This is a genomic window from Thermococcus indicus (genome assembly GCF_006274605.1).
Lineage (GTDB): Archaea > Methanobacteriota_B > Thermococci > Thermococcales > Thermococcaceae > Thermococcus > Thermococcus indicus.
This window is the reverse complement of sequence record NZ_CP040846.1, coordinates 1,175,410-1,188,648: the sequence shown is the minus strand read 5'-3', so window position 1 is coordinate 1,188,648 and position 13,239 is coordinate 1,175,410. Positions and strand designations below refer to the sequence as shown.

Sequence of the window (13,239 nt, the reverse complement as noted above, 5' to 3'; positions counted from 1 at the left end):
TATTGGGCTGACTGATTGCCAGCAAAATCAATCAGTTCGAGATGATATATTAATTTTATCCGCCAAATATTGACAAAATGACAAAGAACCTAGAAGAACCTCAGCGAAACGTCCCCATACAGGATCCTCCTTAACTGTCCGTCAATGCTCATGAGTAATGAGCCATCGTCCAGTATGTCCAGTGCCATGCCAGAGATTTTCTCATCACCTTCGGTTACGGTGACGGCCTTCCCCAGTATGAACGCCCTCTCGCGAACCTTCGCCATCAGCAGGTCCGGCCTCTCGAGGAAAACCCTATACCATCCCTCCAGGTGGAACAGGAGCCTCTCAAGAACGGCGTCGAGCGGCAGCTCCCTGCCGGTAAACTGCATCATCGACACAGCGTTTTCCCTGAGCTCCTCTGGGATGGCGTTGTTCACGTTGAGGCCGATTCCCAGTATGCTGTACTCCCCGGCCTTTCCCTCGGTCAGTATTCCCGATATCTTCCTGCCACCAGCCCACACGTCGTTGGGCCACTTTATCCCGGACTCTATTCCGAAGTCCGCGAGCGTATCGACGACCGCCAGCGCCCCGACGAAGACGAGCCTTGGATCGACCCTGGGGGGCTTGAGAATAATGCTCATCCAGAGACCGCCCTCGGGGGAGGTCCAGGAGCGGCCCTTCCTGCCCCTTCCGGCGGTCTGCCGCTTCGCCACGACAACCGTTCCCTCCGGGACATCCTGCACTATTCGCTTCGCGTACTCGTTGGTGGAGTCAACCTCAGGCAGGCGGATTATTTTACGACCGATAAGCTTACTGTCCGGTTCTGGCATCGAATCACCGGTGGAACTTCTCAGTTCTGACTTAAACAACTTTCCGTCAAGGAAAACCTTAAATCCCCAAAAGAATATATCACTCCCGGTGATTAGTATGGATGCATACCAGAACGTGGGTATAAGGAGGAGGATGAAGCGCTTCTTCAGGAGGGACGGGAGGGCCCTCATCTTCGCCATGGATCACGGCTTCGAGCACGGGCCGACGGACTTCGAGGAGCACTGGGAGCACGTTAACCCGAGGATTATCATAAAGAAGGTCATGAGGGCCGGAATCGACGGCGTCATGATGCTCCCGGGGCTCGCGAGAATAGCCGGCAACGACGTGAAGCCCGACAGAGGTTTGATGATAAAGCTCACCAGCAAGACGAACCTCCGCCCGAAGGACGACCAGCTCCTTCAGAGCCAGCTTGGCTACGTCGAGGATGCGGTGAAGCTCGGCGCCGACGCTATCGCTGCCACCGTTTACTGGGGTTCCCCACAGGAAGATGCCATGATGCGTCAGTTCGCGGAGATAGCGAGCTACGCCCACGACCTCGGCTTCCCGGTCGTCCAGTTCGCCTACCCGCGCGGGCCCTACATAAACGAGAAGTACGGTAAAAAGGAGGACTACCGCGTCGTCATGTACGGTGCCAGGGCCGCGGTCGAGAGCGGCGCGGACATGATAAAGACCTACTGGACCGGCTCGAGGGAGACCTTCGCCAAGGTCGTTGATGCCGCCGCAGGAGTTCCTGTCCTGCTGAGCGGCGGGGCGAAGACCGATAACCCCGTGGACTTCCTCAAGCTCGTCTGGGATGTTATAGAGGCCGGCGGAGCCGGAGCAGTCGTTGGAAGAAACATCTTCCAGCGTGAAGACCCGGAGCCGTTTATAAAGGCACTCCTCCGCGTCGTCCACCGCAACGAGGACCCTGAGGAAGCGGCGAAAGCTGAGGGGCTCCTCTGAGCCCTCACCAATTTTCAAATTTTCCGGCGCGACATCATTTCGTCTTCTGTCGAATTCTTCTCCACCGAACGTCGTTAGACTTTTAAATGGCTGACTGTAGCCCGGGATGGAGGTGGGGGTATGAGCAGGGTTGAGATAATAGATACAACGTTTAGGGACGCTCACCAGTCCCTCATAGCGACGCGACTCATAACTGACGACATGCTGGCAGTAGCCGAGAAGATGGATAAAATCGGCTTCTACTCCATGGAGGTCTGGGGAGGAGCTACCTTCGACGTCTGCATCCGCTACCTCCGGGAGGATCCCTGGGAGAGGCTGAGGCTCCTCAGAGAGCACATAAGGAAGACGAAGCTTCAGATGCTCCTCCGCGGGCAGAACGTCGTCGGCTACCGCCACTATCCGGACGACGTGGTCGAAAAATTCGTCGAGCTGGCCCACAGGAACGGAATAGACATCTTCAGAATATTCGATGCCCTAAACGACGTCAGGAACATGGAGGTGGCGATAAGGAAGGCGAAAGAAGTTGGCGCAGAGGTTCAGGGTGCGATAGCCTACACGACGGGCAAGGTGTTCACGCTCGAGTACTACATGAAGAAGGTGGAAGAACTGCTCGCCCTGGACGTTGATGTCATCACCATCAAGGACATGGCGGCCCTGCTGACGCCCTGGAAGGCCTATGAGCTGGTGAGCGAGATAAAGGAACGCTACGGTGTTCCCGTAAACGTTCACACCCATTCCACCACCGGAATGGCCGTCGCAACGTACCTCAAGGCCGTCGAGGCCGGGGCGGACTACATAGACACCGCGATAAGTCCACTCGCCTTTGGAACGGCTCAACCGGGCATACAGACCATCTGGCACGCCCTGCCGGAAGCGGTTGGGAGCCACCTCGACAGGGAGCTCATCCACGAGGTTTCGAGGTACCTGAAGAGGCTCCTAGACGAGAAATACTCAGGAATGCTCCACAGGGAGGCCCTCATGGTGAACCCCTACGTTCTGAAGTACCAGGTTCCCGGCGGGATGTACTCCAACCTCATAAGCCAGCTCGGCGAGATGAAAGCTTTAGACCGGCTCCAGGAGGTTCTGGAGGAGATACCGCGCGTCAGGGAAGACCTTGGATGGCCGCCGCTGGTGACGCCGACCAGCCAGATAGTCGGAACGCAGGCGGTTCTCAACGTCCTCTTTGGAAGGTACGAGAGAATAACCGAGGAGGTCAAGAACTACATCAAGGGACTCTACGGAAGGCCGCCGGGGGAGATAAACCCCGAGCTGCGGGCAAAGGTCCTGGGGGAGGAGGAACCCATAACCGTAAGACCTGGAGAGTTGCTCGCACCCGCGCTGGAGAAATGCAGAAAGGAGCTTGAGGAGCTGGGCTACCTGGAGAGGGAGGAGGATGTTCTGACCTACTGCCTCTTCCCGCAGATAGCCAGGGAGTTCTTCAGGGCCAGGAAGGAGGGCAGGAAGAAGCCTGAGCTGCCGCCCACGGTTCAGAGGTTCAAGGTCTACGTGGACGGCGTCGAATTCGAGGTCGGCGTTGAGGGCATCGACCTGAGTGCCCTCAGGTACCTGCCCCAGATAGCGGGGGCTTCGACTCCACCCAGTGCTCCGAAAACAGCCACTGCCCCTGTACCCATCCCCACGGCGGTCCCTGCTCCGGCTTCGGTTGCTCCTGTCTCGACTCCCGCTCCTGCCGGTGAGGGCCTTGTTACTGCCCCAATGCCCGGCAAGATTTTGAGAATACTCGTCAAGGAGGGAGACTCGGTCAAAACCGGTCAGGGGTTGGTCGTCCTCGAGGCAATGAAGATGGAGAACGAGATTCCCGCCCCAAAGGATGGAGTAGTCAAAAAAATCCTAGTCAAAGAAGGCGACACAGTAGACACCGGACAACCACTCATAGAGCTAAGGTGAGGAATCTCCTTCCTTCTCACTTTTGCGGGAGTACACAAAAGGTTTTATCAGCAAGCTTCTGGCCGGGTTTCCAACTATCAGTTTAAAAACGAAAAAGGTTCAGTTTTTTGCCGAAAGGCATTTATATTTAAAAAGTGTACATCACAGCGCAGAATATACATGGAGGTGCAACCATGAACTCCGCTGTAATAGTTCTTCTGGCCGGTGTTATATACCTGGCCATGTACTTCAGCTACGGCAAGAGCCTTCAGAGCAAGGTCGTCAAGGCCGACCCCAACAGGCCGACTCCGGCCCACAAGCTCTACGACGGAGTTGACTACGTTCCGGCACACCCGCTTGTCCTTTACGGCCACCACTTTGCATCGATAGCGGGAGCGGGCCCGATCGTTGGTCCCGCCCTGGCAATGGCCTGGGGATGGCTTCCGGGACTCATATGGGTCTGGTTCGGAAACGTCTTCATCGGTGCAGTCCACGACTATCTGGCACTGATGTCATCGGTTCGCTACGATGGTAAGTCAGTCCAGTGGATAGCCGGAAAGCTCATGAGCAGGAAAACGGGCATATCCTTCGAGGTATACATCTGGTTCGCCCTGCTGCTCGTCGTCGCGGCCTTCGTTGCCGTCACCGCCAAGCTGCTCACCGTAACGCCCCAGGCCGCAACCGCGACGCTCCTCTTCCTGCTCGTCGCGGTGATACTGGGATACCTAATGTACAAGGTCAAGATGGAGTTCAAGCTGGCAACGATAATCGGCATAATCCTGCTCATCATAGCAGTGTGGGTCGGTCTCAAGTACCCGCTGGTCTTCGTGGACGGCCAGACCGACCCAACCTCGGCCGCCTACACAACCGCCTACCACTACTGGAACATAATCCTCATGGTTTACATCATAATCGCGGCCTCGCTCCCGGTTTGGATACTCCTCCAGCCCAGGGACTACCTCAACGCCTACATCCTGTGGTTCGGCCTGCTCTTCGGCGGCATAGCCCTCATATTCCTGGCCAAGGACTTTGCCGCCCCCGCGTACACCATGTGGAGCGCCAACGTCATCAAGGGAATCACCGCCGACGGCTCCGTTCCGGTGGCATCGCCCTTCTGGCCCACGATACCGCTCGTCATAGCATGCGGTTCCCTCAGCGGATTCCACTCGCTCGTGGGTTCCGGAACCACCTCGAAACAGCTTGACAATGAGATCCACGGCCTGATGGTGGGTTACGGTGGAATGTTCACCGAAGGATTCCTCTCCACCATCGTCATCACCTCCATAGCCGTCTACGGAGTCCAGCTTACGGGCCTCAGCGGTGATCCCACCGAGTGGGGACTCAACTACATCAACGTCGGCGGTCTCGGCACCTTCCTCGGAGGCTACGCCAAGGCGGTCAGCGAGTTCTACGGCGTCAGCGAAACCTTTGGAAAGACCTTCGCGACCCTCTGGGTCTCAGCGTTCACCCTCACATCGCTCGACACGGCCACGAGGCTCGGCCGCTTCGCCTGGCAGGAGCTCTTTGGAATGATCTCCGACACCAGCAAGGGCGCCATGAAGCTCGTTACCAACAAGTGGGTCGCGTCGATAATCATCGCCGGCCTTGGAACCTACCTCGCCTGGGGAGCCGGCTACAAGGTCATCTGGCCGGCATTCAGTGCGATGAACCAGATGCTCGCCAGTATAGCCATGATGACCGCCGCGCTCTGGGTTGCAAAGGTCCAGAGAGCTGGAAACTGGAGCTGGGCGGTTCTAATCCCTGCCCTCTTCCTCTGGATCACGGTGACGGCGGCGATAATCTGGTACCTCATCTACGTGCCGATGGTCGGCCAGTACCTCATAGCTGTCAAGGGCGCGCTCGTGGTCAGCCTGCTCCTCAACCTGCTCCTCGCCTGGGACTTCTGGGTTGCCTGGAAGAGGCCCGGGGAAGAGTACGCCGCGAGCGCGGCCTGACGTCTTTCTTTATTTTTCAATTCTCGGGTGGTGAAAATGACGGAGAAAGAAAAAGACCCGCTAGAGAACGTTAGGGCCTTCTTAAAGGGCTTTTTCGGGGCATTCAAGCAGAACTCAACCGAGTACCTCGAATTCGAGCTGAGGGAGCTTGAGAACGTCTTCGCGCTCACGCTAATGGGAGCTTTCGTTGGAATTCCCAGTCCGCCGACGACGCTCGTGATAAGGATACTGCCGCACATGACGCGCGAGCTGTACGTAATGCAGCGCAGGGCGGTGGACATGGACGACGTGCTCGGCGAGCTGGCTGGGATGTTTGAAATCACGTGAGGTGGTCCCATGAGGGAGTTCTTCCTGCCCAAAAAGGGCTACCGCGTCGTCTTTTTCATAGGCAAGGGTGGAGTTGGGAAAACAACGGGTTCGGCGGCGGCCGCCGCGGCGCTCGCGGAGAGGGGCTACAGGACCCTCATCGTCTCCCTAGACCCGGCCCACAACCTCGGTGACGTGCTGATGGTGAAGTTGAAGGACAAACCAAAGAGAATAGCCGAGAACCTCTATGCAAGTGAACTTGACATGGAGAAGCTGATAAAGACCTATCTGAAGCACCTGGAGGAGAGCATGAAGCACACGTACCGCTACCTAACGGTCATAAACCTGGAGAAGTACTTCGAGGTTCTGAGCTACTCTCCAGGAATCGAGGAGTACGCAACGCTGGAGGCTGTGAGGGAGATACTCGCGAAGGGAGATGAGTGGGACGTTATAATCTTTGACACCCCTCCAACGGGGTTAACCTTGAGGGTTCTCGCGCTCCCCAAAATCTCCCTAATCTGGACGGACAAACTCATCGAGATAAGGAAGGCCATACTCGACAGACGCGCCGCAATAGCCAACATCCATGGAGATCAGGAGTTCACCGTCGAGGGCGAGAAGATAAAGCTGCCCACGAGGGAGGATGACGACGCAGTAATGAAGGAGCTGAAGTCGTACCGCGAAGAGGTGGCCTTCGTTGAGGGAGTTATAACCGACCCCGAGAAAACGAGCGTCGTGGCGGTGATGAACCCCGAGATGCTCCCGCTTTACGAGACGGAGAGGGCCTACAAAAGCCTGAAGAAGTTTAGGGTTCCCTTCAACATGATCGTCATGAACAAGGTCCTGGAGCTGAGGACGGAGGTTCCGGAGCTGAAGGCCAAGCTGGAGGCCCAGGAGCGGGTTCTCGGCGAGGTGGGGAGGAAGTTCAGGGGAATCGAGGTTGTGAGGATACCCGTCTTCGCGGAGGAACCCCGCGGGCTGGAGCGTCTCAGAACCCTCGGGGGAACGATAGTTGGAGAGTGAAGAAATCTACGAGAGGCTTAAAAGGGTGAAGGACCCCATAACCGAGGTGGATATAGTGAGCCTCGGGCTCGTTAAAGTTCAAGCCGACGAGGAGGGCGTCAGGGTATACCTCCGCCTCTCCGAGGGCCTGCATCACCCGTTTCAGAACGCCCTCAGCTGGCCCGTTCGCTGGCGGATCGTGAGGGATGTTGTTAATGCCCTCGATGATGTCGCCAATCTTGAGGTACTCGATGCACGAACCCTCGAAAGGTACTATCCGCTGGAGGAGGATTGAGATGGACAATCAGGTACTGTTTGTCGCGATATTCCTTATCGCCGGCATCTCCGCCCTTCAGTTCTACAGGGGGCGGAAGCTGAACCTCATGTTGATGGAACACTACATACGGGCCGTCAAGGATGTAATCAAACCTGAGGACGAGCTTTACACCTGGCTCGGCGGCTACATCGGCTTCCGCGCCGAGTACAAGGTCAACAGGGACAACATCAGGAAGTTCGAGTACACCCTCACGCTCCTGCCCAGACACAGCCTCCTTTACTTCCCGATAGCGCTGATAACGAGCCGGCACGACAAGCTGTACCTCGTTATCAAGCCGTTCTCGGACATACAGAGGGAGGCCCACCTCATTCAGAAGGGTTACTACCGGATGAGGCCGGGAATAGATAACGAGGAGCTGCTCAGGAAGGAGGTCATAGAGATAGCCGGAAAGCAGTACGAGGCCCTGTACGAGAAGAAGCGGGACGTGGAGAACCTGAGGGCCCTTATCGAGAGCCTATCGAACCCCCACAACATCAAGCACGTCTCACTAACGCCGAAGACCAACGTGTTCTACGTCCAGATGAAGCCCGAACCTGAAACGATAGGGAAGGATGTCGAGAGAATCGTCCGGTTCGCAAACGAGAGGCTCAGGGAGAGCCCGTTCTCTTCTTGACATTTTGACCAATCGAGGAGGTTCCTTTCCGAAAGGGAAGGGATGAAAGCCCGAACCATTATCAGGCAACGTTTTTATGGTTAGACCATAAGTTATACACGGTGATACCATTGGTTAGTATCCGCCTCAAGGTCGGGCCGAAGGGACAGATAGTCATCCCCAAGGTTTTCAGGGAAGCTTATGGCATAAAGGAAGGTGGGGAGGTGATAGTCGAGCCGACGGAGAGGGGGCTGATAATAATGCCCAAGAAGAGTAAAGAAAAGCTGATTGAAGAGCTCCTCGAATGGAAGCACAAGAGGGCCAAGGGAAAACCCGCCAAACTCGGCGAACTTAAAGGTATAAGCCTCGAAGATGAGTTCGACGAGGTCTGGGGGATTGGAGAATGAAGCTCTTCCTCGACACAAACCTTCTCGTTTACCTCCTAACCAGAACACCCAAAGCTGAGCGGAAAATCGTGGAGTTCTACGCCGAGCTGATTGAGAATCACAGCCTTTACACAAGCGCGCTGGTTCTTGACGAAACCATCCACGTTGCCAGGAGGAAATACGACGTCCCATACAAACTCTCTATTGAGTTCATAGACGAGAAAGTCCTTCCCTACGTCGAAGTTCTCCCTCTGGGGGTCTTCGATTACATAACTGCCAGAGAAATAATCCTCAAATACAACCTCCGTCCCTCCGATGCCCTTCACGTTGCAGTCATAGAGAACAACGGCCTTCAGGCAATAGTGAGCGAGGATGAGGATTTTGACAGGCTTCCACTCAAGAGAATTTGGCTGGGTGGTTGAGATGGAGGTTTACAAGGCCAGGTTCGGCGAACCGAGGCTCGGCTGGGTCGTTCTCGTCCACGGCCTCGGCGAGCACAGCGGAAGGTACGGGAGATTAATCAGAGAGCTCAACGATGCCGGCTTCGCCGTCTACACCTTCGACTGGCCCGGCCACGGGAAGAGCCCCGGCAAGAGGGGGCATACGAGTGTCGAAGAAGCTATGGAAATAATCGACGGGATAATAGACGAAATCGGCGAAAACCCATTCCTCTTCGGCCACAGCCTCGGCGGCTTAACCGTCATCAGATACGCTGAGACACGGCCCGATAAAATACTGGGCGTGGTAGCGTCCTCGCCGGCCCTCGCCAAAAGCCCCGAAACGCCCGGATTCATGGTAACCCTCGCGAAGTTCCTTGGAAAGGTGGCCCCAGGGGTTGTTCTCTCCAACGGATTGAAGCCGGAGCTGCTTTCCAGGAACCCCGAAGCGGTGAAACGCTACGTCGAAGACCCACTCGTCCACGACAGGATTTCCGCAAAGCTCGGAAGGAGCATCTTCGAGAACATGGAACTGGCCCACAGGGACGCGGGGATGATAAAGGTTCCAATCCTCTTAATCGTCGGCACGGGCGACGTGATAACACCGCCCGGGGGCTCGAGGAGGCTTTTTGAGGAGCTGGCAGTTGAGGACAAGGCGATTAAAGAATTCGAGGGGGCCTACCACGAGATATTCGAGGACCCCGAGTGGGCGGATGAACTCCACCGAACGGTGGTTGAGTGGATGGTGAGGCACACAGGGTGAATTCTCATGATCTTCGACACCTTCCAGGATTTTATGGAACGCTGGGACGGGAGCCCGGAGGGTTGGATCGCATACATCAGTGGCTATCCGGAACTCTTTGAAAAAATTAAAGCGGACTATGCAGGGTACGGGGCAAGCTGGAGGGATTATCTGAGGCTGCTGGACAAGAGGAAGCCAGAGGAGTTCAATAAAGCATACGAGTGCTTCATGGGGGCACTGCCAAAAATTGCCGCCTATATTGAGCGGCTGTTCGGAATCACACAGGACGATTACAACATCGTCATATACGTCGGCCTTGAAAACGGGGCCGGGTGGGTGACAGAATTCAAAGGAAAGCCTGCAATTCTTTTTGGCCTGGAAGCCGTAGCCGAGCTTGGATGGTACGATGGAATTGCTGGACTGATTGCGCACGAATTCGGACATCTTGTGCACTGGCTCATGAGGAACGAGGACCTGGAAAAGCTCGAAGAAAACGCCATTATGGGACTGTATACGGAGGGGTTCGCCCAGAGGGTGGAGGACAGCATAACGGGGAGGCCATGGCACCTCGAATATGATGGATGGTTCGAATGGTGCACGAGAAACGAGCGGCGCATTAAGGAGGAGTTCGCAAGGAGGGTGCGGGAAAACGAACCCCTGAACCCGTTCTTTGGCTCGTGGTACGAGCTCTTCGGAATGAAGTTCACCGGCTACTATCTCGGCTACAGGTTCATCAGGTGGCTTGAAGAGACGCTCTCCTTTGAGGAAATAGCAAAACTGGAGAAAGAAAAGGTCAGGGGCATGATTCTGGAGTTTCTCGAGGGCTAGATGTTTTCCCTTCTGTCTATTATGTGCTCCAGCTCGGGCCCGGTCTTGATGAGTCCAACCGGAACACCGACGCGCTCCTCAATCTCCTCAACGAACTCCCTGGCCCTCCTAGGAAGCTTGTCGTAGTCGGTGACACCGAAGGCATCCTTGTCGTACTTGTCCAGCATCGTCAGGGCGAGCATCGTCGCGCCGTTGAGCTTCGCGGAGTAGCGGGCGAACTCGAAGTCGAACCAGCCGACCCGCCTCCGCCTCCCTGTGACGGTCCCGTACTCAACGAGGCCCAGCTTCTCAGCCTCTTCCTGGTTCATCTCCGTCGGGAACGGCCCTTCGCCGACCCTCGTCGGGAAGCTCTTGAAGACGACTATGACGTCATCGACCCTCGTCGGGCCTATTCCAACGTCACTCGCTATGGCTGAAGCGGTCGTGTCCTTCGAGGTCACGTAGGGATAGGTTCCGTAGTAGAGGCTCAGGCCGAAGCCCTGCGTCCCCTCGACGAGCACGAGCTTTCCTTCGTCCAGGGCGTCGTTCACTTCCGCGGCGACATCAGCCAGGTAGGGTTCAAGCTCGGGGACGTCCTTTGCAAGCCTCGCCCGCCTCATGACCCTGTCGGCGTTCGCCGGCCCACAGCCGCTTCCGGTGGTGCCTATCTTGTCGTGGAGGTGGCTGTTGCTCCTGTCGAGCTTCTTGTGCTCGTCCTCGATTATGGAACAGCGGTAGTCGATGCCAACCCTCTCGGCGACGTTGAAGTCCTTAAGATGCTCAAGCTCGTGGAAGAACACCCGGGGATCAACCAGAACGCCCGCACCCACGAGAAGCCGGGCCTTCGTCTGGATGAACGCCGTTGGAAGCTGCCTGACCGCATACTTCCTGCCGTTGATAAAAACGCTGTGGCCCGCGTTCGTCCCAACGCCACCGCGCGCTATGACCTCAGGCTCGTCCTTCAGGGCAAGGTACGCTATAACGGAGCCCTTGCCCTCGTCTCCCCATTGACCGCCAACAACGATGTAGCTCGGCATGGCTCCTTACCCAGATTTAAGTCAATAGGGGACTTATAACGGTTTCGAATTTAACAGAAATTTATCAAAATCATCTACCCTTCCAAAAACGTTGAACTGAAAAATGGAGAAAGCTAAGAAAGGATTTTCACCACGAACGCGAGCAAATCCGTCAGCTCCCTCGCCCTCGTTTCGGGTGAAGCACCCATGTGGCCGCTCTTGGTCTCCACGCGGAGGTAGACGGGCGCGTCCATTTCCTTCAGCTTCATGAAGAACTTGAGGGCGTGTGCCGGATGAACGCGATCGTCATGGAGGCCGGTGTAGATAAGCGTCGGGGGATAGCTCTTCTCAGGGTCAACGTTGTGGTAAGGGCTGTACTTCAGCAGAAACTCCCTATCCTTCGGGTCGTCGGGGTTGCCGTACTCAGGGATCCAAACGCTGCCGATGTAGAGCTTGTGGAAGCGCATCATGTCTATGACGGGGTAGCCTATCAGCGCGGCGTCCATAACGTCCGGCCTCTGGGTGAGTGTGGCAGAAACCAAAAGCCCGCCGTTGCTCCTGCCCCACGCGGCAACTCTATAACCTTCTGCCTTGAGCTTCTCCAGAACCGCTATGAAGTCATCGAAGACGTTCTGTTTGTTCTCCCTCATTCCCGCCCTGTGCCACTCCTCGCCGTACTCGGAACCGCCGCGGAGGTTGGCCATGGCGAATGTCCCGCCGCGCTTTATGAAGGGTATAGCCTGCGGGAAGAACCTCGGGGTTAGTGCTATGTTGAAGCCGCCGTAGCCGAAGACCCATGCCTTCTTCTCGTCCCTCCCGCCCCTAACGAGGAAGTAGTGAATCCTCGTTCCGTCTTTGGAGACTGCAAAATCCTCCTCGACCCTGAAGTCACCTTCAATTTCTTGCCCCCCTATGAGGTTGAGCTCTCCATCGAACCCGTAGAGCCTGTAGGGAACCGTGAAGCTCTCGTAACGGAGTAAAGCTCTCTTCCCGTCGGCGTCGAGTGGATAGACGCTCCCCGGAAGGTCGAAGGTCACCTCGTCAAGCTTTTCGCCGTCCAGGGAGTAGACCTCAAGGCGGTAGCTCGCGTGGACGAGCCTGCCGGCGATTATTTTTCCGTCCACGATGACCGCCCACTCCAGCGGGAATTCGCCTTCGGGGGGGACCTCGGTAACTTTTCCGTCCTCCACCCTTATTACCTTTCCGAGGCCCCTCCCCTCCCTCGTGAGGACGTAGAGCTTTCCGTCGATTACATCGATCGGCTCCGCCGGAACCTCTGCAGAGTAGGCCTTCTCCCACCGGTCCGGCTCCGCTATCGGCCCGACGTATATCTCAGCCCTGTTCCAGCCGAAGGTCACCGTTACCATCGCAGTCTTTCCATCGGTGCTCTTCCTCAGCCCGATGAAGTAGCCGGAGCCGAGGCCCTCTCCGAAGACCATCTTCTCCCCGTTCCCATCCTTCCAGAAGAGCCTCACCGCTGGAGCCTTAACCCCGTCGGGCGTTTCACCGTGCCGGTAGAAGCGGGAGAAGTAGTATCCGTCCTCAAGGAAGGTCACGTTCCAGACCGAGGGCTTCATCTCGTCGATGAGCTTTCCTGTTTTGAGGTCTATGATTCGGGTTATCCCCTCATCGGCGCCTCCGATGGAGAAGCTGTAGGCGAGGAACCTTCCCTTTCCGTCGGCGGTGAAGCCCTGAAGCAGGACCTCATCGCCAAGCTCCTCCTCAAGGGCCTTGGAATCAACTATGACATCTCCACCGAGCCATCTGATAAGCTGTCTCTCCCTCTCCTTGTACATCGCTATGATGCCCTTCTCGGTGAGCTTCGCACCGTAGAGCGTCGGCATTGAGTAGTACTCCCAGACCTCGGGGAAAAGCTCGTCGCTCAGTCCCCCAATGAACTCCCTAAAACGCTTGTTTTCCTCCTCGACCACCTTTAAAACGCGCTCATCCTCTAGGTTCTCCATCCACATGTACTGGTCCTCCATGAGAATCACCATTAAGATGAAGGCTTTAGCGC

Annotated in this window: 14 protein-coding genes; 11 read left to right on the top strand and 3 right to left on the bottom strand. The window is 56.4% G+C overall.

What is annotated here, in order from left to right; all coding sequences use genetic code 11:
• Nucleotides 1–89: 89 nt before the first annotated feature.
• Nucleotides 90–812: a biotin--[acetyl-CoA-carboxylase] ligase gene (locus FH039_RS06565; protein WP_139680669.1), complete on the bottom strand. Its 723-nt coding sequence runs from the start codon at nt 810–812 to the stop codon at nt 90–92.
• 97 nt (nt 813–909) lie between these two features.
• On the opposite strand from FH039_RS06565, the gene fba reads away from it, so the two are divergent.
• The 11 genes from fba (at nt 910) to FH039_RS06510 (ending at nt 10,227) form a co-directional block, all read left to right on the top strand.
• Nucleotides 910–1,755 carry a class I fructose-bisphosphate aldolase gene (fba, locus tag FH039_RS06560; RefSeq protein WP_139681708.1) on the top strand — a complete coding sequence of 282 codons (846 nt, stop codon included), beginning with the start codon at nt 910–912 and terminating at the stop codon, nt 1,753–1,755.
• 120 nt (nt 1,756–1,875) lie between these two features.
• Entirely contained in the window at nt 1,876–3,663 is a 1,788-nt protein-coding gene (locus FH039_RS06555; protein WP_139680668.1) for a pyruvate/oxaloacetate carboxyltransferase, read from the top strand.
• Between the two features lie 173 nt (nt 3,664–3,836).
• Complete coding sequence (locus FH039_RS06550; RefSeq protein ID WP_139680667.1) at nt 3,837–5,597, top strand: carbon starvation CstA family protein; 1,761 nt, start codon at nt 3,837–3,839, stop codon at nt 5,595–5,597.
• A gap of 36 nt (nt 5,598–5,633) precedes the next feature.
• Nucleotides 5,634–5,924, top strand: a complete 291-nt coding sequence (locus FH039_RS06545) for a hypothetical protein (protein WP_139680666.1) — start codon at nt 5,634–5,636, stop codon at nt 5,922–5,924.
• Between the two features lie 9 nt (nt 5,925–5,933).
• The gene (locus tag FH039_RS06540; RefSeq protein WP_139680665.1) at nt 5,934–6,926 is read left to right on the top strand and encodes an ArsA family ATPase; all 993 of its coding nucleotides are present in this window, start codon (nt 5,934–5,936) and stop codon (nt 6,924–6,926) included.
• Nucleotides 6,916–7,200 (top strand): iron-sulfur cluster assembly protein, encoded by a 285-nt coding sequence (locus FH039_RS06535; RefSeq protein ID WP_139680664.1) that lies wholly within the window; start codon nt 6,916–6,918, stop codon nt 7,198–7,200. Before FH039_RS06540 ends, FH039_RS06535 begins: the two co-directional genes overlap by 11 nt.
• Before the next feature lies 1 nt (nt 7,201).
• On the top strand, nt 7,202–7,855 hold the full coding sequence (locus tag FH039_RS06530) for a hypothetical protein (protein ID WP_139680663.1): 654 nt from the start codon (nt 7,202–7,204) through the stop codon (nt 7,853–7,855).
• Nucleotides 7,856–7,956: 101 nt separating this feature from the next.
• Nucleotides 7,957–8,241 carry an AbrB/MazE/SpoVT family DNA-binding domain-containing protein gene (locus tag FH039_RS06525; RefSeq protein WP_240703182.1) on the top strand — a complete coding sequence of 95 codons (285 nt, stop codon included), beginning with the start codon at nt 7,957–7,959 and terminating at the stop codon, nt 8,239–8,241.
• A complete protein-coding gene (locus FH039_RS06520) occupies nt 8,238–8,642 on the top strand; it encodes a type II toxin-antitoxin system VapC family toxin (protein WP_139680662.1) in 405 nt (134 codons plus the stop codon). The genes FH039_RS06525 and FH039_RS06520 overlap by 4 nt, the downstream gene beginning before the upstream one ends.
• A gap of 1 nt (nt 8,643) precedes the next feature.
• A complete protein-coding gene (locus FH039_RS06515; protein ID WP_139680661.1) occupies nt 8,644–9,420 on the top strand; it encodes an alpha/beta hydrolase in 777 nt (258 codons plus the stop codon).
• A gap of 6 nt (nt 9,421–9,426) precedes the next feature.
• Nucleotides 9,427–10,227, top strand: coding sequence for a hypothetical protein (locus FH039_RS06510; RefSeq protein WP_139680660.1), 801 nt, complete (start codon nt 9,427–9,429; stop codon nt 10,225–10,227).
• Here FH039_RS06510 and FH039_RS06505 read toward each other — a convergent pair.
• Both FH039_RS06505 and FH039_RS06500 read right to left on the bottom strand, forming a co-directional pair.
• Nucleotides 10,224–11,243: an adenylosuccinate synthetase gene (locus FH039_RS06505; protein WP_139680659.1), complete on the bottom strand. Its 1,020-nt coding sequence runs from the start codon at nt 11,241–11,243 to the stop codon at nt 10,224–10,226. The genes FH039_RS06510 and FH039_RS06505 overlap by 4 nt on opposite strands.
• A 113-nt stretch (nt 11,244–11,356) precedes the next feature.
• Nucleotides 11,357–13,207: a prolyl oligopeptidase family serine peptidase gene (locus tag FH039_RS06500; protein ID WP_139681706.1), complete on the bottom strand. Its 1,851-nt coding sequence runs from the start codon at nt 13,205–13,207 to the stop codon at nt 11,357–11,359.
• Between the last annotated feature and the right edge of the window lie 32 nt (nt 13,208–13,239).